General features: G+C 65.9%; 20 protein-coding genes and 1 tRNA gene. 17 read left to right on the top strand and 4 right to left on the bottom strand.

What is annotated here, in order from left to right; genetic code table 11:
- Positions 1–36: 36 nt before the first annotated feature.
- From F4U94_RS07220 to F4U94_RS07170, 11 genes are all read left to right on the top strand, one after another.
- On the top strand, positions 37–336 hold the full coding sequence (locus F4U94_RS07220) for a hypothetical protein (protein WP_120250265.1): 300 nt from the start codon (positions 37–39) through the stop codon (positions 334–336).
- Positions 337–451: 115 nt separating this feature from the next.
- A tRNA-Pro gene (locus F4U94_RS07215) sits at positions 452–528 on the top strand.
- 284 nt (positions 529–812) lie between these two features.
- Positions 813–2,447 carry a TldD/PmbA family protein gene (locus tag F4U94_RS07210; RefSeq protein WP_120250266.1) on the top strand — a complete coding sequence of 545 codons (1,635 nt, stop codon included), beginning with the start codon at positions 813–815 and terminating at the stop codon, positions 2,445–2,447.
- A gap of 21 nt (positions 2,448–2,468) precedes the next feature.
- Positions 2,469–3,803 carry a TldD/PmbA family protein gene (locus F4U94_RS07205; RefSeq protein WP_120250267.1) on the top strand — a complete coding sequence of 445 codons (1,335 nt, stop codon included), beginning with the start codon at positions 2,469–2,471 and terminating at the stop codon, positions 3,801–3,803.
- 136 nt (positions 3,804–3,939) lie between these two features.
- Complete coding sequence (locus F4U94_RS07200; RefSeq protein WP_120252071.1) at positions 3,940–4,635, top strand: DUF4159 domain-containing protein; 696 nt, start codon at positions 3,940–3,942, stop codon at positions 4,633–4,635.
- An 80-nt stretch (positions 4,636–4,715) separates the two neighbouring features.
- Positions 4,716–5,705, top strand: a complete 990-nt coding sequence (locus F4U94_RS07195; RefSeq protein ID WP_120252072.1) for an AAA family ATPase — start codon at positions 4,716–4,718, stop codon at positions 5,703–5,705.
- Positions 5,706–5,715: 10 nt separating this feature from the next.
- Entirely contained in the window at positions 5,716–6,609 is an 894-nt protein-coding gene (locus tag F4U94_RS07190; protein WP_120250268.1) for a DUF58 domain-containing protein, read from the top strand.
- A 2-nt stretch (positions 6,610–6,611) separates the two neighbouring features.
- Positions 6,612–7,754 carry a BatA domain-containing protein gene (locus tag F4U94_RS07185; protein WP_232015970.1) on the top strand — a complete coding sequence of 381 codons (1,143 nt, stop codon included), beginning with the start codon at positions 6,612–6,614 and terminating at the stop codon, positions 7,752–7,754.
- Positions 7,751–9,865 carry a DUF4175 family protein gene (locus F4U94_RS07180; RefSeq protein ID WP_120250270.1) on the top strand — a complete coding sequence of 705 codons (2,115 nt, stop codon included), beginning with the start codon at positions 7,751–7,753 and terminating at the stop codon, positions 9,863–9,865. The genes F4U94_RS07185 and F4U94_RS07180 overlap by 4 nt, the downstream gene beginning before the upstream one ends.
- Positions 9,862–11,667: a carboxypeptidase regulatory-like domain-containing protein gene (locus tag F4U94_RS07175; RefSeq protein WP_120250271.1), complete on the top strand. Its 1,806-nt coding sequence runs from the start codon at positions 9,862–9,864 to the stop codon at positions 11,665–11,667. Before F4U94_RS07180 ends, F4U94_RS07175 begins: the two co-directional genes overlap by 4 nt.
- Positions 11,668–11,752: 85 nt before the next feature.
- The gene (locus F4U94_RS07170; protein ID WP_120250272.1) at positions 11,753–15,244 is read left to right on the top strand and encodes a DUF3857 domain-containing protein; all 3,492 of its coding nucleotides are present in this window, start codon (positions 11,753–11,755) and stop codon (positions 15,242–15,244) included.
- A gap of 13 nt (positions 15,245–15,257) precedes the next feature.
- Here F4U94_RS07170 and F4U94_RS07165 read toward each other — a convergent pair whose 3' ends face one another.
- Positions 15,258–15,710, bottom strand: a complete 453-nt coding sequence (locus F4U94_RS07165) for a hypothetical protein (RefSeq protein WP_056689729.1) — start codon at positions 15,708–15,710, stop codon at positions 15,258–15,260.
- A 128-nt stretch (positions 15,711–15,838) separates the two neighbouring features.
- Here F4U94_RS07165 and F4U94_RS07160 point away from each other — a divergent pair, with 128 nt between their 5' ends.
- The 3 genes from F4U94_RS07160 to vapC all read left to right on the top strand — a co-directional run bounded on the left by F4U94_RS07160 (position 15,839) and on the right by vapC (position 17,529).
- On the top strand, positions 15,839–16,510 hold the full coding sequence (locus tag F4U94_RS07160; protein WP_120252073.1) for a spermidine synthase: 672 nt from the start codon (positions 15,839–15,841) through the stop codon (positions 16,508–16,510).
- A gap of 378 nt (positions 16,511–16,888) precedes the next feature.
- A complete protein-coding gene (vapB, locus tag F4U94_RS07155) occupies positions 16,889–17,119 on the top strand; it encodes a type II toxin-antitoxin system VapB family antitoxin (RefSeq protein ID WP_120250273.1) in 231 nt (76 codons plus the stop codon).
- An 11-nt stretch (positions 17,120–17,130) separates the two neighbouring features.
- A complete protein-coding gene (vapC, locus tag F4U94_RS07150; protein WP_269462536.1) occupies positions 17,131–17,529 on the top strand; it encodes a type II toxin-antitoxin system tRNA(fMet)-specific endonuclease VapC in 399 nt (132 codons plus the stop codon).
- Between the two features lie 271 nt (positions 17,530–17,800).
- On the opposite strand, the gene F4U94_RS07145 is transcribed toward vapC, so the two are convergent.
- Genes F4U94_RS07145 through F4U94_RS24960 form a run of 3 tightly spaced genes read right to left on the bottom strand, consistent with a single transcriptional unit; the run spans position 17,801 to position 23,098 of the window.
- A complete protein-coding gene (locus tag F4U94_RS07145) occupies positions 17,801–20,980 on the bottom strand; it encodes an error-prone DNA polymerase (RefSeq protein WP_120250275.1) in 3,180 nt (1,059 codons plus the stop codon).
- Positions 20,977–22,449 (bottom strand): Y-family DNA polymerase, encoded by a 1,473-nt coding sequence (locus F4U94_RS07140; protein ID WP_249042033.1) that lies wholly within the window; start codon positions 22,447–22,449, stop codon positions 20,977–20,979. The genes F4U94_RS07145 and F4U94_RS07140 overlap by 4 nt, the downstream gene beginning before the upstream one ends.
- Positions 22,415–23,098 (bottom strand): ImuA family protein, encoded by a 684-nt coding sequence (locus F4U94_RS24960; RefSeq protein ID WP_232015972.1) that lies wholly within the window; start codon positions 23,096–23,098, stop codon positions 22,415–22,417. Before F4U94_RS24960 ends, F4U94_RS07140 begins: the two co-directional genes overlap by 35 nt.
- A 229-nt stretch (positions 23,099–23,327) precedes the next feature.
- On the opposite strand from F4U94_RS24960, the gene F4U94_RS07135 reads away from it, so the two are divergent.
- The 3 genes from F4U94_RS07135 (at position 23,328) to F4U94_RS07125 (ending at position 26,155) form a co-directional block, all read left to right on the top strand.
- Positions 23,328–23,657 carry a hypothetical protein gene (locus F4U94_RS07135; RefSeq protein WP_120250276.1) on the top strand — a complete coding sequence of 110 codons (330 nt, stop codon included), beginning with the start codon at positions 23,328–23,330 and terminating at the stop codon, positions 23,655–23,657.
- A 69-nt stretch (positions 23,658–23,726) separates the two neighbouring features.
- On the top strand, positions 23,727–24,995 hold the full coding sequence (locus F4U94_RS07130) for a TolC family protein (protein WP_120250277.1): 1,269 nt from the start codon (positions 23,727–23,729) through the stop codon (positions 24,993–24,995).
- A gap of 2 nt (positions 24,996–24,997) precedes the next feature.
- On the top strand, positions 24,998–26,155 hold the full coding sequence (locus F4U94_RS07125; protein ID WP_150411878.1) for an efflux RND transporter periplasmic adaptor subunit: 1,158 nt from the start codon (positions 24,998–25,000) through the stop codon (positions 26,153–26,155).
- Positions 26,156–26,157 lie beyond the last annotated feature (2 nt).

Genomic DNA, 26,157 nt, shown 5'->3' with positions numbered 1-26,157 from the left:
TGGCATGCGCCCTGCCCGTTCCATCATGCTGCCGCCATGACGGATCGCGACACCTTCCTGCTGGCGTTGCTCGATGCGGACTGGCGGCCGAACGGCGTCATTCCGTTGCAATCCGATTGGCGCGGGACGTTCGGCCGGCTGTTGGCAACGGATGGCCGCTGGCTGGCCCTGATCCAGCAACGCGCCGCCGGCGCCAGTTCCCTGCCCCGCCCCGACGACATCATGCTGACCCGCCTGCTCGCCCGCCGCCTGCGCCCGCTCGACATGCAGCTTGCCGACCATGTCATTCAGGCCGGCCCCGCCCGTTTCAGCTTCCGCGCGGCGGGGCTGCTCTGATGATTTTGCGATCATTGCAAAAAAACGTCATTGCCCGCTTGCCAGCCCACAAACCCCTCTCTATAGGCGCACTCCTGCCTTACGGGGCCGCCCACAAAGCGGCTTCGGCATCGGTCGGGGAATAGCTCAGCCTGGTAGAGCACTGTCTTCGGGAGGCAGGGGCCGGAGGTTCGAATCCTCTTTCCCCGACCAACTTTCTTCACAGGAAGAAGCAAATTATCAGCGGGATGGCATAGCCATCGCCGCCGATTTTTTGCGTCTGCTCTCCCTCCAGCCCGGTGTGCAACCGGTGCAATTTTTCGACAGATGACATGTGTCGAAACTATGCGGATGGTTCTTGTGCATCCGTAAAAGATGTTTGACCCGGCCTGTCCACGCCGCAATGATCCGCCCCATCAAGCCGGTGCGGCGACCTGCCGCAATCCAGCGACAATCCGACCCGCAGACAGGCGGGCATATCAGGCGGGAGACAAGCCTTGCACAGACGCGATTTTCTGGCCTTCGGGGCCATGGGCGTGGGGGGACTCGTCCTTCCTTCGATGTTCGGCAAAGTTATTGCCGCAGAAGAATTGAACAGCGCCATCGACGTGGCGGCGAAGAAGAGCCTGGCCGACACCGCGATGAACGCGGCCAAGAGTGCGGGCGCCAGCTATGCCGACGTGCGCGTCGGCCGCTACCTGCGCCAGTTCGTCATCACGCGTGAACGCAATGTCGAAAATATCGTCAACACAGAATCGTCGGGCGTCGGCATCCGCGTCATCGCCAATGGCGCCTGGGGCTTTGCCGCCACCAATGAAATGACCGCCGACGCCGTGGCCAAGGCCGCGCAGCAGGCCGTCGCCATCGCCAAGGCCAACGCCCCGGCGCAGACCGCGCCTGTCGAGCTGGCCCCGACCAAGGGCGTGGGCGAAGTCAGTTGGAAGACGCCGATCGTCAAGAACGCGATGGCCGTACCCATCAAGGATAAGGTGGCGCTTCTGACGGACGTCAACGCCGCCGCCATGGACGCGGGCGCGGACTTCATCAATTCCATCCTGTTCCTGGTCAACGAGCAGAAATATTTCGCCAGCACCGACGGCAGCTATATCGACCAGGACGTCCACCGCATCTGGGCGCCGACCACCATCACGGCGGTCGACAAGACCACCGGCAAGTTCCGGACGCGCGAAGGCCTGTCGGCCCCGATGGGTCTGGGCTACGAATATCTGGACGGCGCCGCGTCGGGCAAGACCGTGCTGCCCAATGGCGTGATCGTCTACGGCAACAGCTATGACATGAAGGAAGATGCGATCGCCGCCGCCAAGCAGGCGCGCGCGAAGCTGAAGGCGCCTTCGGTCAAGCCGGGCAAGTACGACCTGGTTCTCGACCCGTCGCACACCTGGCTTACCATCCATGAATCGGTCGGCCATCCGCTCGAACTGGACCGTGTGCTGGGCTACGAAGCCAATTATGCCGGCACCAGCTTCGCCACGATGGACAAGCTGGAAAGCCATTTCCAATATGGCAGCCCCAATGTGAACATCGTCGCCGACAAGACGCAGGTAGGCAGCCTGGGCGCGGTCGCCTATGACGATGAAGGCATCAAGACCAAGAAGTGGGATCTGATCCGCGACGGCAAGCTGGTCGGCTATCAGGCGATCCGCGATCAGGCCCATATCGAGGGCAAGGCCGCATCGGACGGCTGCGCCTATGCCGACAGCTGGTCCAACGTTCAGTTCCAGCGCATGGCCAATGTGTCGCTGGAGCCGGGCAAGGCCAAGAAGAGCGTTGCCGACATGATCGCGGGTGTCGAGGACGGCATCTACATCGTGGGCGACGGCAGCTTCTCGATCGACCAGCAGCGCTACAACGCCCAGTTCGGCGGCCAGCTCTTCTACGAGATCAAGAACGGCAAGATCACCCAGCAGATCGAGGATGTCGCCTATCAGATCCGCACCCCGGAATTCTGGAACGCCTGCGTGGGCGTGTGCGACGCCAGCGACTATCGCCTGGGCGGCTCCTTCTTCGATGGCAAGGGCCAGCCGGCACAAGTCTCCGCCGTGTCGCACGGGTCGTCGACCGCGCGCTTCAACGGTATCAACGTCATCAACACCGCGCGTTCGCTCGGCTGATCGCTTAGGGGAGAAAATAACATGAGCATCCTTACCGAAGCGCAGTCCAAGGCCATCCTGACCAAGGTCGTCGCCCTGTCCAAGGCCGACGAATGCACCGCGCAACTCACCGGCAAGATCCAGGGCAATATCCGCTTCGCCCGCAACAATGTGTCCACCGCTGGCCAGACCGATGATATCGAGCTGGCCGTGCAGGTCGCCTATGGCAAGAAGGTCGGCACCGCGACCATCAACCAGTTCGACGACGCGGCGCTGGAGCGCGTCGTGCGCCGGGCCGAAACGCTGGCGCAACTGGCACCCGACAACCCTGAATTCATGCCGGCCGTCGACAAGCAAGCCTATAAGGCCAGCCCCACCTTCGCCCAGTCCACCGCCGACATCACGCCCGCTTATCGTGCGCAGGTCGCCGCTACCTCGATCAACGCCTGCAAGTCGCAGAAGCTGATCGCGGCCGGTTATCTGGAGGACGGTCAGAGCTTCAAGGCGATCGCTAACAGCAAGGGCAATTTCGGTTACCAGCGCTCGACCGTGCTCGATTACACCTGCACCGTCCGGACCGAAGATGGCCGGGGTTCCGGCTGGGTCGGCACCGACACGCAGGACGCCACCCGCTTCAAGGCGGACGCCGACATCCAGATCGCCATGCGCAAAGCGTCGGCCTCTTCGGAAGCCAAGGCGCTGGAGCCGGGCAAATATACGGTGATCCTGGAACCGATGGCGGCCGCAGGCCTGATCGGCTTCATGTTCTATTTCTTCGGCGCGCGCGAAGCGGATGAAGGCCGCAGCTTCCTGTCGAAGAAGGGCGGCGGCAACAAGTTGGGCGAGCAGGTGTTCGGTCCGCAGGTCAATTTCTACACCGATCCCTGGGATCCGGTCGCGGCCTGCGAACCATGGGACGATGACGGCCTGGCCCGCCAGCGCATGGACATGGTCAAGGACGGCAAGATCACCAACCTCAACTATAGCCGTTACTGGGCGCAGAAACAGGGCAAGCCCGCTGCCGGCCAGATGGGCAATATCCTGATGACGGGCGGCACCAAGTCGACCGCCGACCTCGTCCGATCGACCGAGCGCGGCGTACTCGTCACCCGCACCTGGTATATCCGCATGGTCGATCCGCAGACGGTGCTGCTGACCGGCCTGACCCGCGATGGCACTTTCTATATCGAGAACGGGCAGATCAAATATCCGATCAAGAATTTCCGGTTCAACGAAAGCCCGGTCATCATGCTCAACAATGTCGAAGAGCTGGGCAAGCCGGTCCGCGTGCCGCCGGACGAAGTGTCGATGAACATCGTCGTGCCGCCGATGAAACTGCGCGACTTCACCTTCACCTCGCTGTCGGACGCGGTGTGACGACAGGGCCTGCCATGACCAATCTGTGCCCCGGCGAAGGCCGGGGTCCAGTTCCACGGCCCAATCTGGACCCCGGCCTTCGCCGGGGAACGATCCATGCCGCAGGATGGAGCATGGCCGGGCCCGATCGGTTTTCATGACACGCAGCGAATTTCTTCGATTGATGGCAGGTGGTCTGGCCAGCACTTTGCTGGCCCGCCCCCTTGCCGCTGCCGGAGGGTTTGATTTCTGGTTCACGCGCCTGCGCTACGACAGTGGCGATTGGGACGTGGATCAGCGCGCGCCGTCGAACATCATCACTTCGCTGATCGACTACACGACCCTGCGCGTCGATCCGAAGGAGCATGTCGTCGCCCTTTCGGACCCCAAGATGCTGACCGCGCCCTTCTGCTACATGGCGGGGCACAAGCTGGTGGAATTTTCGCCCGCCGAGCGGCGCAATTTCGAACGCTATGTCCGCAATGGCGGCTTCGTCATGGTGGACGATTGCAACCATGACATAGACGGCCTGTTCGCCCGCTCCTTCGAGGCGCAGATGGCGAAGATTTTCGGACCGAAAGCTTTGAAGGCACTGCCCAAAAGCCACGGCCTCTATCGCAGCTTCTTCAAGTTCGATGGCCCGCCCAATACCGGGCTGGAATTGAATGGCTGGGGCGACGATCTGGTCCACGACTATCTGAAAGGGATAGAGGTCAACGGGCGGCTGGGCCTTCTATACAGCAACAAGGATTATGGCTGCGAATGGGATTATGACTGGCGCAACAAGCGTTTCCTGGCCGAGGACAATACCAAATTCGCGGTCAATATCGTGATGTACGCGCTGTCGGTGTGATGCCTTCGCCCCGCCCCACTTTCGTCATCCCCGCCTCAGCGGGAATGACGGAGCATATTTTCCCCAGCAAGGGACATGACATGACCGACCTCACCGAAGCCGACATCCAGAGCCGCCTTGGCGCGCTGACCCAATTGCGCGCCGCGATCGGCCAGGCGATCGTCGGACAAGGCGACGTCGTGGAGCAGCTGCTGATCGGCCTGCTGGCGGGCGGCCATTGCCTGCTGGAGGGCGTGCCGGGCCTTGGCAAGACGCTCCTCGTCCGCTCGCTCGGCGAAGCGCTGAAGCTCGATTTCCGCCGCGTCCAGTTCACGCCCGACCTGATGCCCAGCGACATTCTCGGCACCGAATTGCTGGAGGAGGATCATGGCACCGGCCATCGCAGTTTTCGTTTTCAACAGGGCCCGGTCTTCACCAATCTGCTGCTGGCCGACGAACTCAACCGCACCCCGCCCAAGACGCAAGCCGCGCTGCTGGAGGCGATGCAGGAAAAGACGGTCAGCTATGCCGGCGTGACCCATGTCCTGCCCAAGCCCTTCTTCGTATTGGCGACGCAGAACCCGCTGGAGCAGGCCGGCACCTATCCCCTGCCGGAAGCCCAACTCGACCGCTTCCTCCTCCATATCCGGGTCGATTATCCGACCGAGGCGGAAGAGCGCGCGATCCTGGCCCAGACCACCGGTGCAGCGCCTGGCACGGTACCCGCCGTGATGGCGGGCGAAGAGGTGCTGGCGCTCCAAAAGCTGGTGCGCGACGTGCATCTGAGCGACGACCTGCTCGGCTGGGTGACGCGGATCGTCCGCGCCAGCCGCCCCGGCGATGGCGCGCCGGACGATATCCGCAAATATGTGAAATGGGGTGCCGGCCCGCGCGCGGGACAGGCGTTGATCCTCACGGCCAAGGCGCGGGCCTTGCTCCATGGTCGTCTGGCCGCGACGCGCGACGATATCGCGGCGCTGGCCGCGCCGGTCATGCGCCATCGCCTCCTGCTGTCCTTCGCCGCCGAAGCCGAAGGCCGCAGCGCCGACGATGTGGTCGCCGCCCTGATCCGCGCCGTCCCGCTCGCCTGATCCTTCCGCCATGGTCGACCTTCTTCCTCCAGACGTGCGCAGCCGCCTTCGCGGCCTGCGCCTCGTCACGCGCCGGGCGGTGGGGTCACATGGGCTGGGCCTGCATCGCAGCCACAGCCGGGGCGCCGGGCTGGAATTCGCCCAGTATCGCGCCTACGAGCCGGGCGACGAGCTGCGCCAGATCGACTGGAAACTCTATGCCCGGTCGGACAAATTCTTCGTGCGGGAGGCCGAGCGCGAAAGCCCGGTCGCGGTCTGGATATTGATCGACGCCAGCGCCTCCATGGGGCAAGCCGACGCGACACGCCCCGACTATAGCCGGCTCGACGCAGCCAAGAGCATCGCCGCCGCCATCGCCGAACTGGCGATGCAACAGGGCGATCGCTTCGGCGTCATGGCGCTGGGCGACGGTGGCCTGACGTTGTTGCCCCCCGCCACCGGCCTGCGCCAGCGCGACCGGCTGTTGCTCGAATTGCTGAACGTCCAGCCCGCGCGCGGCTTTGCGCCCGAAAGCCAGTTGGGGCCGGTGTGGGAACGGATCGGCGCACATGATCTGGTGATCCTGCTGTCCGACTGTTTCGACGAAGGCGCGGTGGCGCTGGCGGAGAAGCTGGCGGCGGCGGGGCGCGAAACGCTGGTGGTTGAGATGCTGACGGTCGCGGAACGGGATTTCCCCTTCGATGGCGGCTATCGTTTCCGCGATCCCGAAACGGGCGACGAATTGCTGGCAGACGGCGCCGCCCTGCGCGCCGAATTTCTGGCGCGTTTTGCTGAGGCGCGCGTGGCGCTGCACGGACGGCTGGAGGCGATCGGCATCCGCCACGCGGCGCATGTCCTGGACGAGCCGGTCGACCTTCCCCTGCGCCGCTTGTTCGCGGCCCATGAAGCGGCGGAATATGGATGAGCATGGCCCTGCTTTTCCCGGCGGCCCTGGCCGCGCTGACGGCGCTGATCGTCCCCCTGATCCTGCACATCGCCCGGCGCAGCGAGCAGGTGCCGACCGACTTTGCCGCGCTACGCTGGTTGCGGCAAAAGCCCCGGCCGCGATCGCGGCTGCGGTTCGACGAATGGCCCTTGCTGCTGATCCGGCTGACGCTGTTGGCGCTCGCGACATTGTGGCTGGCCCAGCCCGTGCTGTTCGGCGCGGCCGATCGCAGCCCTTATGTCGCGATCGTGCCCGGCGCCACTTTCGATGCAGCAGCATACAAGGATAGCCGGCTACACTGGCTGGCGCCGGGCTTTCCCGCGATCGACCGGGCCCAACCTGCCCCCCAGCCTGCCGGCCCCATCCCGCTCGCCAGCCTGATCCGCCAGATCGACGCAGAACTGCCGGCCGACACCCCGCTGACGATAGTGGTGCCCGCCATTATCGAAGGCGCCGATGCGGACCGCCTGCGCCTGTCGCGCAAGGTGACGTGGCGCGTCACCGATGGCGCCATGACATCCACAGCCAAGCCCCTGCCGACGCCGCAGTTGTCGATCCGCTACGACGACAATCATCGCGCGGCCCTGCGCTACATCCGTGCCGCTGCACTGGCATCGATGAAAAGAGACAGCGAGTTGGACAGCTTTCCGACGGACAAGCCCTTGCCGGATAAAGACCATCTGCTGGTCTGGCTTGCAGGCGGCACGCTGCTGGACAGCGCTGTCAAATGGGTTCGGAGCGGCGGGACGATGATCGTCGCCAGCGATGCCATGGTCCCGACCGATCGGGCGATGGTGCCGGTCTGGCGCGATGCGCAGGGGCTGCCGCTGGCGGAAGCGCGGGCATTGGGCCGTGGTCGCCTGATCCGCTTCACGCGTCCGTTGATGCCGTCGCAAATGCCCGAATTGCTGGAAGCGGACTTTCCTACACAATTGCGTAGTCTGCTGACGCCTGCGGCAACGCCTGGTCGCGTCGCCGCTGCCGACTATGCCCCTCTGACCGGTGACCGCGCCTATGATCAGCCGCCGCAATCGCTGCGTTCCTGGCTGGCATTGCTGATCGCCTTGCTGCTTCTGGTCGAACGCTGGATCGCCACCCGCCGCAGCCGGAGCATCGCGCCATGAGCGGCGATATCCTGTTCACCCAATGGGTCACGCCCGCCCGCCGCCGGCGCACTGCCGACACGCTTGCGATCGCCGCGCCGGTGCTGCTTGCCCTGACGGCCATCGGCTGGCGATTGGCCGGCCCCGCCGCCGCGCTGGTCATTGCAGCTGTCTCACTCGTTGTCGCATATAGTGTCGCACGGCGGCGCGCGGCCCGTTTCGACCGGCCCTGGCTGATCCGCCGCCTGGACGATACGCGCCCCGAACTGGAGGACAGTAGCGCCCTCCTCTTCGCAGACGCACCGCCGACCTCCCCGCTGCACGCGCTCCAGCGCAACCGCATCGCCGTCCGGCTGGATCAGGGCGACCCGCAGGATCTGGCCCCGCTCTGGTCGCGGCGGGCCATTCTGATCCTCAGCCTGATAGCCGCCGGCCTGATCGCGGCTGCCCTGCTCTGGCCCCGCGCGGGCGAAGGCCCGCCGACATTGGCGCCCGCACAGGAAGGCCTGCCGATCCGCCCCGGCATCCCGCGCCTGATCGCCCAAAATCTGCGCGTCATTCCACCGGCCTATACCGGCCTGCCGGTGCGCGATTCCGCCACGCTCGATACCCGTGCGCCGTCGGGGTCGCGGCTGGAATGGACGCTGCGCTTCGATCCGCAGGCCAGCGCGCCGGCTCTCACTTTGCCCGGCGGCACCCCGATCCCGTTGCGCCGCGAAGGCGATACATGGATCGCCAGCCGGATGCTCGACGCCTCCTTCCTTTACCGTGTCGATCCCGGCGCTGCGAATGGCGTTACGCCGCCGCTGCACCGGATCGACGCCATCACCGACAACCCGCCACAGATAAAGGCGCTCTCCCCCGCCGCCAGCCTGACCATGGTCGGCGCCGGCCAGCGCAGTTGGAGCCCGGTCTTCGCCGCGACCGACGATTATGGCGTGGCCGCCACCGCACGGCTGCGCGTGACGCTGGCCATTGGCGAGGGTGAGAATGTGACGTTCAGCGAGCGGGAAATCGCCGTCACCGGGACCGGCCCGGCGCGCGATCGTCGCTTTGCGCCCCGGCTCGATTTCTCGACCTTCGGCTTTTCGGCTGGCGGCGACATGGTGGTGCAGTTGATCGTGCGCGACAATCGATCGCCCAATCCGCAGGAGGTGCGCGGCCCCAGCCTGATCCTGCGCTGGCCCTCACCCAAGGCACCCGAAAGCAGTGGCCTGACCGGCATGGTCAACACCACCCTGCCCGCCTATTTCCGCAGCCAGCGCCAGATCATCATCGATATCGAAAAGCTGTTGAAGGAAAAACGCGGCCTGGCGCCTGACCGCACCCTGTCCCGCTCCGCCGCGATTGGCGGCGACCAGCAGATATTGCGCGGCCGATACAGCCAGTTTCTGGGCGGCGAGAGTGAAGGCCAACCGCAATTGCCCACCGCCGATGCGGACGGACATCAGGACGGCGACGGTCACGACCATGGCCCGCCGGTCGCCAAGCCGAATGTCTTTGGTGAAAAGGAAGATGTGCTGGCGGAATTCGGCCATCCGCATGACGAAAGCCCCGCATCCAGTCTGGACCCCGAAACCCGCGCGATATTGAAGCAGGCGGTCGATGAAATGTGGCAGTCCGAACGGGAACTCAAGACCGGCCATCCCGATGCCGCGCTCCCCTATGCTTATAAGGCGCTGCGCTTCATCAAGGAGGTGCAGCAGGCGACCCGTATCTTCCTGTCGCGGGTCGGGCCGGAATTGCCGCCGATCGACGCCAGCCGCCGCATGACCGGCAAGCGCGAGGGGCTCGAAAGCCGCGCCTTGCCGATCGCCCCCATCGAGGGCGACGATGGACCGGCCGCCGCTGCATGGCGGGCCTTGGGCGACGGGCCGGATGCCATCCGGGGACCGATCGCGCTCGGCGCGCTGGAAGGCTGGGCACGGGCCAATGCCTCGCGGCTGCCCGATGCGCTGGCGCTGAGCGGGGCGATCGATACGGTGCGCAGCGATCCTGCTTGCCAATCGTGCCGCACCAAGCTGCGCGCCTTGTTGTGGACGGCGATGGAGCGGACCGCTCGCCCGGCGCGACGGCGCCCGGCCGACGCCACCGGCGCCCGCTATCTGGACGCGATCGGGGGGACGCCATGAGCATGGAGATCGCCGTCGCGCTGATCCTGAGCCTTGCCATATTGTTGGGCTGGGTGCGGTTGGGACTATGGCATCGGGCCGCGATCACGAGCGGGCAGGCTTCGACCGGCCGGACCGGGGCGCTGGCGTTGCTCCAGCCGCTTTGCGCCGGCTTGCTATATCTCGCTTTATTCCCGCCCGTGGCTGGTGGAGAGGCGGCCAGCCTGCGGATCGCGACGGCGGGCACGTCTCGCATGATCGGGGCGCAGGCGGGGGCGCCATTGATCCTGCTGCCCGAAGCCCCGGCCATCGGCGGCGGCGAAGCGGTGCCGGACCTGTCCACCGCGCTGCGCCGCCATCCCGGCGTGACGCAGATCCATGTGCTGGGCCATGGGCTGGAACCGCGCGACATGGATGTCGCGAAAGGGCTGGCGGTGCGGTTCGATCCGCCGCCAATGCGGCCGGGGATCGTGGACATCGCGCCGCCGGCAGAGGTCGCACCGGGCGCGCGCTTCATCATGGGCGGGACGCTCAATGGATTACCAGACGCGACGATAGAATTGCTCGACCCGGCCGGGCGCGTCACGGACAGCGGCGCAGCGGACAAGGACAGCCATTTCCAACTGGCCGGCACGGCGCGCGCGGCCGGGTCGGTCGGCTTCACCGTGCGGGTGCGATCGGGCCGGCGGATCGTCGAACAGGCGGACGTGCCGGTCTGGATTGTCGAAAACGCCCGCCCCCGCTTGCTGATCCTGGCCGGCGCGCCTGGGCCGGAGGTCAAATATCTGCGCCGCTGGGCGAGCGATGCCGGATATGATGTCACCACGCAGATGAGCGCGGGCGGCGGGATCGCGCTGGGCGATGCGCCGGTCGCGCTGGATGCGGGCAGCCTGCGCCGTTTCGATGTGGCGGTGGTGGACGAACGCAGCTGGCCCGGCGCGCGCGGCGCGATGCTGGCAGCGGTGCGGGGCGGCATGGGGCTGGTGCTGCGCGCGGGCGGGGCGATCGACGGCGCGACCCGATCGCAATGGCAGGCGCTGGGCTTTGGCCTGAGCGGTCCGGGCGGCATCGCGCCGCTGGCTTTGCCCAAAGTGCCCGAGCAGGCGATCGCCCGCACGCGCCATGGCATCGGCAGCGTCGACGCGCCAGTGGACATGGCGCTGCCGGAAGAACTGGCGCCCGATATCAGCCGCGTCGGCCTGGTGCCCGGTGGCAGCGATGCGGTGCCCCTGTTGCAGGATGCGGGCGGTACCAGCCTGGCGGCATGGCGCGCCATCGGCGCGGGGCGTGTCGCGCTGTTCACCGCGATCGACAGCTATGGGCTGACATTGACGGGGCGTGGCGATCTGTATGGCGATTGGTGGAGCGATATGCTGGGCACGGTCGCCCGCCCTGCTCCGGCCAGCCGCATGGCGACCGATACGGTCTGGGTCGGTGATCGGATGGCGCTGTGCGGCCTGACCGGGGATGCTCGCGTCGAAACGCCGGATGGCACACAGGCGCGTGTCCTGCCGGTGGCCGGCTGTGGTGCTTTCTGGGCGGCCAAGCCAGGTTGGCATAGGCTGCGCACGAAGGGTGAAACGCGCCCCTTCTACGTGCAGCCGCGTGACGCATTGCCGGTGATGAGCGCGGCGCGCGACAGGCAGGCGATGGCGATGCTGCGCAGCGATGTGCCGTCCGTTGCGGCAGCGACCATGCCCGCTGCTGCCTGGCCAATATGGGCGACCTGGCTTGCCTGGCTGGCGGCGAGCGCGCTGCTCTGGTGGCTGGAACGGTCGCGGCTGGGACGGCGAATGCCGGTCCCCGATCAATCCGCCATGTAGCAGTCGCGCAGCGCCCTTGCATCCGCTTCTTCTGCGCCATAGCAAGGGGACCGGACCGTTCGGTCCGAAAACGGGGGTTATTTCAATGCGTTTCCTGTCGGCGACCGGCGGTTGCCTGTTTTTGCTGTCCACATCCGTCGCGGGACTTTCCATCGCCAGCATCGGTGCTGCCATCGCTCAGACACCACAAGCCACCTCACAGGCTCCTGTTGTTCTGCGCGAAGTCAGCCCCGAGTGGCTGGCCCCTCGCGCGCTGCCTCCGCTGACGGCCGACCAGTCGGCACATGCACAGGACGGCGTCGCCTTCGTCCTTACCGACTGGCAGGTGCGCGCCACGGCGGAGGGCTATGACAGCTATTATCGTATCGCGACCAAGGTGGTGGATCGCAGCGGGCTGGAGGATACGGGCCGCATCTCCGCCAGCTACGACCCGGCGTTCGAAACCGTTGCGCTCAATTTCGTCCACATCATCCGCGACGGCAAAACCATCGACAGAACGGCCGACGCCAGTTTCCGCGTGGTCGAGCGAGAGGATGATCTGGACGACGGCATCATCAGCGGATCGCTCCGCGCCATCGCCACGCTAAAGGATGTGCGCGTCGGCGATATCGTGGATTATGGCATGACCCAGCATGTTCGCACCGCATTGTGGCCTGGCCATTATTTTACCAGCTTCACCGACCGCTTTTCCGAGCCATTGGGGCTGCGCGCGATCCGATTCGTATGGCCCACCAGCCAGCCGTTGCGGTTCAAGCCGACCAATAGCGACATTACCTTCACCCAGCAGACGCTGGGCGACATGACCGTTTGGGAATGGACCGGACGCGACCGGCCGTTCGGTCCGGGTGAAGACAATGTGCCAGCTTGGCATCCGCAATATGGCCGGGTCGATGTATCCACGATGCCCGATTGGGCGACCGTCGCGCGCTGGGCCGTGCCGCTTTATGCCGGCGACGACAGCTTGACCCCGGACTTTGAGCAGAAGCTGGCCGATATCGCCGCCCGCTGGCCCAAAGCGCAGGACCGGCTGACCGAAATCAGCCGCTATATACAGGATAATATCCGTTATGTCGGAGAGGAACTAGGAGAAGGATCTTACGTGCCGCGCCGGCCGAAACTGGTGTTGGAGCGGGGCTATGGAGATTGCAAGGACAAGAGCCTGCTGCTGACCGTCGCGTTGCGACTGCTGGGGATCGACGCGGTGCCGGCGCTGGTATCGACGCGGCCGGGCCGCGATTTGCCCGATCGGCTGGCGTCGCCGCTGATGTTCGACCATGTGATCGTACGCGTCGCGATCGACGGGCAGACGACATGGATCGACCCCACCGCCACCCATCGCGGCGGGCGCGGCTTGGCCATCACCCCGTCCAACCTTGGCTATGCCCTGCCGGTGCGGGACGGGCAGCAGGCGCTGGAGAAGATGGAAGGCTATCCCGCCCGTGCCGGGGCGATGGATGTGGTGGAACGCTATGACGTGGATGAGGCAGCGGCAACCGCGCTGACGTTGCGTGTCGAGACGCGCTATAGTGGCAGCATGGCCGATTGGATGCGCGGGCGTCTGGCATCGCAATCGGCAGCGAAGGTGGCGCGCGGCAATCTGGAATATTATCAGAAGCGCTTTCCGGGCCTGGCAGAAGGCAAGGCGCTGGCGATCAGCGACGATCGCGACGCCAATATCGTCATATTGGGTGAAGATTACAGTCTGACCAAGGTCGAGTTCGACAAGGGCAAGATCCTGTCCGACCTTAACACCACCGCCTATGCGGTCGACGACCTGCTGCCCGGCAAACAGTCCGGCCCACGCAAGCAGCCACTTTATCTGCCTGCCAATATCCACCGTAATCAGGTGATAGAGGTCCGTGCCAAGGACCGTCGGCTCTGGGCGCCCGACGATATCGACATGCTGGCCGACGGTGTCCATTTCACGCGCAAGTCGGAACGCGATAACGATGGCGTGCGCATGACCTACACGCTCGTCAGTGACGACAACTCTGTCGTGCCGGCCGAAAAGGCCGCCGCTATCTATGCGATCAGCGAGAAAATCGGCGATGAGAACGGCCTGCGCTTCTTCATCGACAAGTCCAGCCGCCCATCGGAAACGGTGGGTGCGATCGACCCTGCCGACCTGCAAGCCTATCGCGCTGATCTAGACCGGATCGTGGAACTGACCGGCGAGAAAAGCGATCAGGCATCGCGGATCGAGGCGCTGTCGATCATTAATCGCATCGCCGACAAGCCCGAACGCCCATCCGTAGTCGCGGGCCTGTTCGACGGGCTGAAGGGGCTGATCCTGACGAGCCTCAACAGGGCCGCCCCTGCCAAGACCGCGCTGCAATCGAGCATCGAACAATATCAGGGCAATGCGGACATGATCCAGACCCTGATCGCGCTGCAACTCAATGGCGACGAACCGCCTGTCATCCTTAAAACGATGAAGATCGCGCAGGACAAGCAGCCCGATTTGATCAAGGCATTCGACCTCAACTGGATGCAATATCTGTCTCAGCGCATCAATCTCATGCCAGCCGATAAGCGGCAGGACGCGCGGGACGAACTCAATGTCATCCTAGCAGCGGCCGGATGGCGGATGGACCCGCGGACCGACGAAGGCGTCAGCGTGCTGGGCGGCGCCATTCGTGCCCATCTCAAGCGCGGCAACGTCGCCGAGGCACGCAGGTTGATCGCACTGCAACCCTCGCCCGATACGCTGGTTGGGCTGGCGATGGACAAACGCTATCAGGCGGTCTGGCCGGATCTGACAAAGGCGCAGGCCGATGGGTTTGCAGGGAGCATCGATCAATCCGTCTCCCTGGCCCGCGCCGCCGCGAACAAGGCCCCCGACGATTTCGGCGCGGCCACCGCCCTGATGCGGGCGTTACGCACCGCCGGCAAGCCGCAGGAGGCGATCGCGGCGGGCAAGAAGCTGGGCGCCGGGCGCGACCGGATCGAGGCGACGGGGGAGCCGGCCTTCTGGTTCGTCAACGAATATGCCTCCGCCCTAGCCGATGCGGGCCGGCATGCGGACGCCATCGCCCAGATGGACGCGGTGCTGGCGCTGGGGATCGACCAATATCCCGCTCTGGTGTCGCAGCTCATCAATCGGGCGGAGATGTTCAACCATGCCGACATGCCCGATCGCGCTTTGGCGGCGATGACCGAGGCCGACGAGAAATATGGCGGCAAGGCCAGCCAATATGGCAAGATGTGGATGTGGGCGGGCAAGGCCTGCGCGCTGCGGACGCTGAACCGCGCCGATGAGGCCAAAGCGCTGGACGATAAGCTGACCGCGACGCAGGACGACAACAAGGCGGCCGTGTCCATGGCGGCAGCCTGTCGCGGCGATCAAAAAATGATCGAGACGCTGCTGGTCGATCGGCTGGACAAGCCGGACGACCGCATGGCCGCGCTGGGCCTGTTTGTGCGGTCGCGCCAGTCGCCCATGCCCTCCACCTTCGACGCGCGGCTGAATGGCGTGATGGATGCGGCCCGCGCCGCGCCGGCAGTGCAGGCCAAGTTGAAGGAGGTCGGCCGAGTGGTCGATTTCGCCGGCAGCAAGACCTATTGGGGTGGCTTCTGAGCCGCCCCTTCCTTCAATCCGCCATGTAGAAGTCGCGCAGCGCCCGTGCGTCGTGCAGGGCGTTGTGCGGTACGCGGCTGTTGGCCGCCGCGCTGAAACCCGCGGCGTTGATGAGTTCGAGGCGCAGGCCGAAATCGACCCCCGCCATTCGCCCCGGCCCGGTGACAAGCAACGCGCAGAAATGGGCCAGATCCTCCGGCCAGTCGGCGATGATGACCGGATCGCTATCCCCCTCCAGATAGGCGGCGACATGGTCGGCCGCTTCGACCCGGCCCAGTTGCAGGTCGATGGCGGGCGGCACATGGCGCAGATAGGGGACGACATGCTTTTCGACCCAAGGCTCGATATCGTCGGGCAGCGGCAGCGACACGTAGAATTCCTCATCCCCTTCATGTTCGGGGACCAGCGCGACGCTGATGAGCGTGCCGCCAAAGCCGTTAAATTCGGTGTCGAGAAAATAGCGCATGAAGGAAGAAACTGCCTGCCGTGGTAGGATGATGCGATGCCCGGGTGCCTGTAGCATTTGCGTGACGGAAGCCAAGCTGCCATGCGCGTGCCGCGCGACAGGCTGTGCGATGAATGGAAGGACGTGACATGATCCCGCGGGAATATCTGGATTCGGCACAGGTGCCGGGCGGGCAGGAGCTGAAACTCTATCGGCGCGGCGCCGATCATATGATCGTGCTGGACCGCAACGAATTGATGAGCAGCCGGATGAGCGGATCGGAAAAGCAGCTGGCGCTGATGACGATCGAACGGCTGCGCGGGCGCAAGGCGCCGCATATTCTGATCGGCGGCTATGGCATGGGCTTTACCCTGCGCGCGGCGCTGGGCGTGCTGGATGGGGCGGCGAAAGTGACCGTGGCCGAACTGGTGCCCAAGATCATCGAATGGGCGCGCGGGCCGATGGTGGACCTGATGGCCGGATGCCTGGACGATCCGCGCGTCGACCTGGTGATCGACGATGTCGTACCGGTGATCGCGGCGGGCCATGGCACCTATGATGCGATCCTGCTGGACGTGGACAATGGGCCGGACGGGCTGACGGCGGCGGCGAACGACCGGCTCTATTCGCGGGCGGGACTGCAAACGGCCAAGGCGGCGTTGAAGCCGGGCGGCATATTGGCGGTATGGTCGGCCGGATCGGACGATGTCTTCGCCAATCGCCTGCGCAATGCGGGCTTTCTGGTGGACGAAGTGGCGGTCAAGGCGCGCGACAATGGCAAGGGGCCGCGCCATGTGATCTGGTTCGCGTTGAAGCGATAGGGCGAGAGACGACGCGGCGCATTTCGACGCGACAGGGCGAAGTTCACACTGTTGCAGGGCAAAATCGGCGAGTTGCGACAGGCGCACACCCGGAATGCGACAGGAAGGCGACGGGTGCGCGCCATCTGGGTCACAGGCCCGCGCCTGCAACGCGCCACTTAGGTCAGAGGGCCGCGACGGGAACGCGACCGCCTTGCGCCCGGATCGCAACCGATCGGGTTTGGGGGGCAAGGGCTGGCGAATGGGGTGCATCCGCAAGGATAGATCAGAAGAAATCCTACTTTGGAAGGATGTTGGAGGGACGCGACCGGATGGCCGGCATATCCCATTGACATATCCCATGCGGTTCCTAAATTGGGATGATCTAGGAGATATGTCGTGCCACAAGCCTCTATATTTCAGAGCAACCGCAGCCAGGCGGTAAGATTGCCCAAGGCGGTCGCCCTGCCCGACGATGTGAAGCGGGTCGATGTGATTGCTCTGGGCCGCACCCGGATCATCACCCCGGCAGGCGAAGCCTGGGATAGCTGGTTCGACGGCGCAGGGGTGACCGCCGACTTCATGACAGATCGCGAGCAGCCGGATCATCAGGAGCGCGAAGCCTTCTGATGCTCAAATTCATGCTCGACACCAATATCTGCATCTTCACGATCAAGAACAGGCCGCAAGAGGTGCGCGCGGCATTCAAACGGCATCATGACCAGATGTGCATCAGTTCCGTCACCTTGATGGAGCTGATTTACGGCGCTGAAAAATCCGCCAATCCACAGCGCAATCTCATGGATGTGGAAGGCTTCGCCGCGCGGCTGGAGGTGCTTGACTACGGCCGGGAGGCTGCCGCCCATACAGGGCAGTTGCGTGCAGAACTGACACGCGCAGGTACGCCGATCGGCCCCTATGACCAGATGATCGCTGGCCATGCCCGCTCATGCGGCATGATCCTCGTCACCAATAATCTGCGCGAATTCGACCGCGTGCCCGGCCTGCGCGTTGAGGATTGGGTCAATGAAGCTGGGTGAGTAGGTGATTTTGACAGGAAGTTGAGGCGGAGGTCGGCGCGAGTGTGGCATATTGTCGCGAGGTTCTCCCTACCCCCTAAGGCAGCAAGCTGCTAGAAATGGACATAATTAGCCCCTCCCTTTCAAGGGAGGGGTTGGGGTGGGTGCGAGCGAAGCGAGCTTCAATCTCTCAGTATAGAGCGCCGCTGACGCGGCGTTCCCCCACCCCAACCCCTCCCCTGAAGGGGAGGGGCTTATGTCTTGTTTCCAACCAAAGCTGCCCCCTCCGACCTCAATGAAAATCCCGTGACTTCGGCAATATCCGCACGTCACGCGGGTGCCTGCGTGGGGACGGCCGTTCCGGCTTCCCACTGTCCTGCCCTTCGTTCAGCCGGGCCAGCGTCTCGCTCGCATCCGTTACGCGATCGACCATCAGGTGGACGACATTTTCCTTGCTGCGCTGGACTTCGCCGTCGATCAGCATCAGGCGGGCGGCCATCACGGCGCGGCGTTGCTTTTCCATGTCGCGGGTCCAGAGCAGCGCGTTGACGATGCCGCTTTCATCCTCGATCGTGATGAAGACCGCATTGCCCTTGCCCGGCCGCTGGCGGATCAGCACCACGCCCGCCACCCGGACCTTCGCACCGTCCTTTGCCGCATTGACGCCGGCGCAGTCGATCGCGCCCTGGGACGCGAAATGGCGGCGCAGAAATTGCATCGGATGGCCCTTCAGCGACAGGCGATGGGTGGCGTAATCGACCGCCACTTCCTCCGACAGGGGCATGGCGGGGAGCGCGGCGTCGGCTTCGCGGCCGAGTTCGGGCAAATCCTGCGCCGCGAACAGCGGGAGTTGGGCGGAGGGCACGCGGCGCGCTTCCCAGCCGGCTTCGCGCCGGCTCTGACCGATCGAACGGAGCGCGTCGCCATCGGCCAGCAGATGCAGCGCGCGCGACGGCAGGCCGACGCGGCGGGCCAGATCCTCCATGTCGCGGATCGGCGCCTGCGTCCGCGCGGCGATCAGGGCGTTCGCCCATTCCTCGCGGAAACCATCCATCCGGTCGAGGCCGAGGCGCAATATCCGCTCGCCCTCCAGACTGCTGTTCCATTCGCTGGCCTGCACGTCGATCGGCCGGACCTCCACGCCATGTTGCTGCGCGTCGCGGACCAGTTGCGCGGGGGCGTAGAAGCCCATGGGCTGGCTGTTGAGCAGGGCGCAGGTGAAGACGGCCGGATAATGGCATTTCAGCCAGGAGGAGACGTAGGCGAGCCAGCCGAACGCCTGCGCATGGCTTTCGGGGAAGCCATATTCGCCGAACCCCTTAATCTGTTCGAAACAACGTTCGGCGAAATCGAGCGGATAGCCGCGCACAGTCATGCCGGTGATGAATTTTTCCTGCCAGTTGCCAATGTCGCCACGATTGCGGAAGGTCGCCATGGAGCGGCGCAGGCCGTCCGCCTCGGCCGGCGTGAATTTGGCCGCCTTGATCGCAAGGTTCATCGCCTGTTCCTGAAACAGGGGTACGCCCAGCGTTTTTTCCAGCACATCCTTCAATTCAAAAGGATTACCGGGCGGCCCCGGATAATCATGCGCTTCTTCTTTGTTACGCCGCCGCAGATAGGGGTGGACCATGCCGCCCTGGATCGGGCCGGGTCGCACGATCGCGACCTGAATGACGAGGTCGTAAAGCACTTTGGGCTTCATGCGGGGCAGCATGGCGATCTGGGCACGGCTTTCGACCTGGAAGGTACCGATGCTGTCGCCCTTTTGCAGCATCTTGTAGGTGGCTTCATCCTCTACCGGAACGCGGTCCAGCGTCAGGTCGCCAAGGCCGTGCAGGCGCATCAGGTCGAAGCTCTTGCGGATCGCGGTCAGCATGCCGAGCGCCAGGATATCGACCTTCATCAGTTCGAGCGTGTCGAGATCATCCTTGTCCCATTCGATAAAGGTGCGGTCGGGCATGGCGGCATTGTGGATCGGCACCAGTTCGTCGAGCCGGCTCTGGCTCAATACGAAGCCGCCGACATGCTGCGAGAGATGGCGGGGATATTCGAGCAGTCGGCTCGCCATGTCGCGCAATCGCGCCAGTTCGGGATTGGCGGGGTCGAAGCCGGCTTCGCTGACGCGGCTTTCAGGCACATCCTCCCCGCTATGGCTGCCCCAGATGGTGCCGGACAGGCGCGCCGTCACATCCTCGGTCAGGCCCAGCGCCTTGCCGACTTCGCGCAGCGCGCTGCGGGAGCGATAGCGGATGACGGTCGCGGCGATGCCCGCCCGCTCGCGGCCGTAGCGGCGGTAGATATATTGCATCACCTCCTCGCGCCGTTCATGTTCGAAATCGACGTCGATATCGGGTGGCTCATGCCGGTTTTCGGAGAGGAAGCGGGAGAAGAGGAGTTTCTCTTTGACGGGATCGATCGGGGTGACACCCAGCAGGTAGCAGACCAGCGAATTGGCGGCGGACCCGCGCCCCTGACACAGGATCGGTGGGTTCAGGCTGCGGGCATAAGCGACGATGTCGTGGACGGTTAGGAAATAATAGGCGTATTTTCGGCTGCGGATCAGGGTGAATTCCTCATCCAGCGTTTCCCGATAGCGGGGCGGCAAGCCGTCGGGGAAGCGCGCCTGCGCCTCTTCCATGACCAGATGTTCCAGCCAGTCCTGCGGCGCCCAGCCTTCGGGCACCGGCTCGTGCGGATATTCGTAGACGAGCTGGTCGAGCGTGAAGGCGATGCATTCGAGCAGATCCTGCGTCGCGGCGATCGCCTGCGGGCAAGCGGTGAAGAGCCGTGCCATTTCATCGGGGTGCTTCAGATGGCGCTCGGCATTGGGGGCAAGGCGCTTGCCGGCTGTCTGGATGGTCAGCCCTTCGCGGATGCAGGTGAGGATATCCTGCATCGGGCGGTCGTCGGCCTCTGCATAGAGCGCGTCATTGGTGGCGATCAGCGGGACACCCGTTTGCAAGGCCAGCGCCTTCCGCCGGGCCAGCATCCGCGCGTCGCGGCCGGACCGGCCCATGGTCGCAGCGAGCCAGAGATGGGGCGTCACCGTGCGCAATTGCGCCAGCAGCGCGGCGTCGCCATCCATGGCGATCAGCGCCATGTCCTGTGCGTGGTCGATCAGGTCGGGCAGGTTGAGGGTGCAGTCACCCTTGATCGCGCGCCGGTTGCCCAGCGTCAGCAGGCGGGTCAGCCGGCCCCAGCCGAACCGCGTGCGCGGATAGGCGACGATATCGGGCGTGCCATCGGCGAACACCAGCCGCGCGCCGACGATCAGGCGCATGCCGCCGGCGAGAGCGCCCAGATCCTTCATCGCCTGATGCGCGCGGACGACGCCGGCGACCGTATTGCGATCGGCGATGCCGATGGCGGTCATGCCCAGATGCGCGGCCTGCACCACCATGTCGCGGGGATGGGAGGCGCCGCGCAGGAAGCTGAAATTGGTGGCGGCGACGATTTCCGCAAAGCCGGTCATGCGAACAGGCCGTGCAGATACCAGCCTATGTCGGATTCTTCGCCGAACAGGCCGTGGCGGAACATCCAGTAGCGGCGACCATCCTTGTCCTCGATCCGGTAATAGTCGCGGGTGCGCCCTGCCCCACCCGGCTGATGCCCGTCGCGCCGGCGCCACCATTCGGCCGCGATCCGCTCCGGCCCTTCGGCCAGCCGCACTTCATGCAGCTGGTCGCGCCAGCGGAAGCGCTGGGGCGGGCCGTCGGGCACGCCGGCGATCACCGCCACCGGCTGGGGCGGGTCGAACAGCAGCAGCGGCCGGGGAGCATGATGCGAGGTTGCCGGCCATGGATGCGCCTTTGCCTGTGTCGCGGGTATAAAGGCCTGCGCGCTTTCGGGGATATGGCGGTCGCGGGGCTGAAGACGGCGGACCTTGTCCGGGCCAAGGCGGATGCCGAGCCGGTCGATCAGGGCGACGATGCTCTCCTCGCCAGCCCTGGCCTCTTCGCCCTCCATCGCCTGCTGGCGCTCGACCAGCGGCTCGACGCGCGGGACCGCCAGCAGCACCGCGTCGAAGCCGAAACCGGGGTCGAGCGGATCGGCCATGGTATCGATCCGTTCGCGCAGCAGGCGCAGCACGGCGGCGGGATCGCGCACCGGCTGGCCCGTTTCGATCGCCAACCCCTGCCGCGCGCCGTCGCTGCGGAGCAGGCGGATGACGAAGCGCCGCCCGCCCAGTTTGCGCGCCTCCATCTGCCGCGCCGCCTGCCCCAGCAGATCTTCGATCACGTCCATCACATCCTCGGTCCGGGCGATGGGTTCGGGGAAGCGGGCTTCGGCGCGGATGGGGGCGGATGGGCGGCGCGGCGCGATCGGGCTGGGCGCTTCGCCCAATATCTGGCGCAGGCGGGTGACGGCCTGCTCCCCGAACCGTGCGGCGATCATGCCCATGGGCCGGCGGGCGAGATCGCCGATGCTGCGCAGTCCCGCCCGGCGCAGGGCGGCCAGAGCGCCATCGTCCAGATCGAGCGCCACAACCGGCAGGGCGTGGATATCGCCGTCCGCCCGGCCATGACGCGCCAGCGCGCGGGCGGCCATGGCGTTGGTGCCGAAGCCGGGGCGGCTGGCATAGCCGGCCATGGCCCGCGCCTGCCGCGCGAGCGCCTGCGCGCCGCCGAACAAATGGGTGCAGCCGCTGATATCCAGGATCAGGCCATCGGGCGCATCAAGCGCGACCATCGGGGTAAAATGGCGCATCGCCTCCAGCAAGCGATCCAGTTCGCGCGCGTCGGCGGGGGGATCGGCCGGGTGCGTGACCAGCGTGGGGCAGCGCGCCCGCGCATCGGCCAGCGTCATGCCGGCCGCCAAGCCCTGCCGACACGCGATCCTGTCCACCGAGGCCAGCCGCAGCGCATTGCCGACCCGCGCGACAAGAGCGAAGGGTGCCGGTTCCGCGTCAGGCGACCTGTCGCTGGCTGTCGCTGCCTGCATCCGTTCGCAGGCGAGAAAAGGGAACCACAGCGCCAGGCACAGACGGTTGCCCGTCCCTCTCGCCTGCGTCCCTATCCCTGAAACATCCATGTTCCGCATCCCATGACAGCAACCAGCGCCCGCCCGCAGGCCCGCTTCGGCAGCGGAGCAATTCGGCCTCGACCGCCGGCAGGCCGGGGGCATCGGCCTCCAGCGGGACCGAGGGCGCGCTGCGGATCGACCAGCGGGTCTGCGCGCCGCTCGATCGCTGTTCCGCATCGCCGCGCAGCAGCAGAATGGTGACGCCGGAGGCTTCGGCCGCCAGCACCAGCCGGCGGCTGGCGGTCAGATCATAGTCGGCAAAGCGTCCCTCGCTTTCCATCAGCACCATAGAAACGCCCGGACAGCGCGCGGCCTCCAGCCCCGCGCGCAGCATCTCCACTTCGCTGCCCGTTTCCACGAGGGTCAGGCGGCCGGGATCGATCCCCAGCAGGGCCAGCCCGTCGCCGGAAAAGAGCGTGGGCAAACGCTGCCGCCGCGTCGCGCGCAGGGCGAAGATCGCCCCTGCCTGCGCGCCCATGCCCTGAGACACGGCTTGGGACGCACCATGCGAAAGGGCGAAGGCCAGCGCCGCCGCCCGATCCGGCGCGGCGGCGTGAATTTCATGCAAATGCCCCCGTTCAAGCGCCCGGAAGGACGCTTGCGTCGCTGGCGCCTGTCGTCCTGACGGACCTGTGCCATATATGGGAACCCTGCCTGCCATATCTCGAATCGCTCACTATGTTCACTTTATGTTCCATAGATTGTCCCGCGTCCAGCACCGAAATCGGCACATGGTGACGTTGGGGTGCCATGGGTATGCGATGACAGGGGTAGGAAAATCGGCTAGGACGGCGGCGATGTTTCGCGGGGCCTTCCTGTTCATGTGCATATTGCTCGCGTCGCTGACCATGGCGACGGCGATCCATGCGCGCGAACAGGCCGGGGCGTTCGACATCGAATGTTCCGGCTATGTGCATAGCGATACGAATGAGGATCGCGCACCGGGCGACAGCGATCAGGCCGTGACCCATCATCATGGCAGCTGCCATGGCGCCGCCGCTTTTCTACCCGCCCGCAGCACAGCACCCAATATCTTCGCCTTCCTGAACAGCCCCGCCCGACCGCAGGACCGGTCCGCGCTGGGTCGCTGGATTTCCGGCCCCGATTTGCGGCCGCCCATCGCCTGATCCTGTCTCACCGGCCGTGACCGCAGTTGCGGATCGCGGCCTGATGCGATTCGATCAGGATGTTTTCCAATGCACAAGATCATCGCGGTCCTTTGGGCCGCCACAAGCTGCGTCGCGATGGCGCAGGCGCAGACGGATGTCGCATCGACATCCGCCCCTGCCGCCATAGCCTTCACCCTCGAACAGGCGCTGAGCGCGGCCGGCGCCAGCGCACCCGCCGCCGATGCCGCAAAGGCCGGCGTAGAGGCGGCGCAGGCCGCCCGCACCGTCGCGGGCCTGCGCCCCAATCCCACCATCCAGACCGAGCTGGAAAATGTCGGCGGGTCGGGCGCCTATAACGGCTTCGATCAGGCCGAAACCACGGTCGGGCTGAGCATTCCCATCGAACTGGGCGGCAAGCGGCCGGCGCGCGTGGCGGTGGCCGATGCGCAGGCACATCGTGCCCTGTTGGGCGCGGCGATCGCGCAGGCCGATGTCCGGCTTCAGGTGACATTGCTCTATATCGAGGCGGTGGCGGCGCAGCGCCGCGGCACCATCGCCGCCGATCAGCTGCGCATTGCCGGCAACGCCTATGATGCCGCCGCGCTGCGGGTCCGGGCGGGGCGTGCCTCCCCGATCGAGGAGCAGCGCGCCGATGTCGCCCGCCTGAATGCGCAGGCCAATGCCGACCGGGCGCAGCGGCTGGCCATGGCGGCGCGCACCAATCTGGTCCGGCGGATCGGCCAGCCGATCGACGCGCCGCTGGACGAGGGGTTGCTCGACCGGCTGCCCGTCGCGGTTCAGGGGCCGCAGCAGCTGGACAGTCGCGGTACGTTGGCGATGGCGGCGGCCGATGCCGACCTGTCCACCGCCGACGCCGGTGTCCGCCTCGCCCGGTCGCAACGCGTGCCGGACCTGACGGTCGGACCGGGTGTGCGGCGCCTGTCGGCCACCAACGATGTCGCGGCGGTATTCAGCGTCTCCTTGCCCATCCCGCTGTTCAATGCCGGCCGCGCCGGCGTGGCGCAGGCACGGGCGCAGCAGCAGATGGCGCAGGCGCTAAAGCGCATGACCGCGCTGGACGTGGAGCAAGCGATCACCGACGCGCAGGCCGAAGCGGATATCACCGCCACGCTCGCCCGCAACGCACAGGGGCCGGCGATGGCCGCCGCGCAGGAGGCCGCGCGGATCGCCCGCATCGGATACCGCGAGGGGAAGTTCGGGCAGCTCGACCTGCTCGATGCCGAGCGGACGCTGGCCGACAATAGGCTGGCCGCGATCGACGCGCTCGCCGCCCATCATAATGCCCAGGCCCGGTTGGAGCGGCTGACCGCTCCCGCGCCGCAGGAGGAAAATTGACCATGAAGAAGATTATGTATGCGGCGTTGCTGCCGGTCCCCCTCGCCCTGATGCTGGCCGCCTGTGGTGGCGGCACGGAGGCGAGCAATGCCACGGCCGCCAGCGAAGAAGAGCATGGCGAGGAAGGCCATGCGGATGAGGGCAAGATCGTCCTGAATGACGAACAGATCCGGTCGGCCGCGATCCAGATCGGCCGGCCGACCATCGGCGGGTCCGGCACGCTGGAACTGCCCGCCACGATCGAAAGCGATCCGCAGGCGATGCAGGTCGTGTCCGCCGCGATCGGCGGGCGGATCGTGTCGCTGACCCGCAATCTGGGCGAGACGGTCGGGCGCGGCCAGACGCTGGCCGTGATCGAAAGCCGGGAAGCGGCGCTGATGAAGGGCGAGGTCGAGGCTTCGCGCGCAAGGCTGGCGCTGGCCAACAGCAACCTGTCCCGCGAACAAAGGCTGTTCGCGCAGCGCGTGTCGCCGCAGCAGGATCTGATCGCAGCCCGCACCGCCGCGACGGAAGCGCGCATCGCCTACAACCAAGCGACGGGCCAATTGGCCGCGACCGGCGGCGGTGGCGGCGGCCTCAACCGGATCGGCATCGTCGCGCCGGCGTCCGGGCAGGTGATTTCGCGCAGCGTCGCGCTGGGCCAGACGGTCGATGCCAATGCCGAACTCTATCGCGTCGCCAACCTGTCCACCGTGTCGCTCGCGCTTCAGTTGCAGCCGGCCGATGCCGGGCGGGTGAAGCCGGGCAACAGCGTCACGGTGACGGCGGCCGGGCGTCAGGCCAATGCGCGGGTGCGCTTCGTGTCGCCGGTGCTGGATGCGCAGACGCGGCTGGTGCCGGTCATCGCGATCCTCGACAATCGCGATGGCCAGTGGCGCGCGGGGGAGCCGGTGACGGCGGCCGTCCAGCTATCGGGCGAAGGCGGCGACAAGGCGATCGCCGTGCCATCCACCGCCGTCCAGACGGTCGAGGGCAAGCCGATGGTCTTCGTGCGGACGCCCGGCGGTTTCCAGGGTGTGCCCGTCATACTGGACCAGACCAGCGGCGCGATGGTGATCATCAAGTCGGGCCTGAACGGCAGCGAAACGATCGCCACCACCAACAGCTTCACGCTCAAGGCCGAACTCGGCAAGGGCGAAGCCACGCATGAGGATCATTGAGC

Origin of the sequence: Sphingobium limneticum, assembly GCF_008710155.1 — a bacterium.
In the GTDB taxonomy this organism is placed as follows: domain Bacteria; phylum Pseudomonadota; class Alphaproteobacteria; order Sphingomonadales; family Sphingomonadaceae; genus Sphingobium; species Sphingobium limneticum.
The sequence above is the reverse complement of the archived record's forward strand: the minus strand, read 5'-3'. Positions and strand labels throughout refer to the sequence as shown.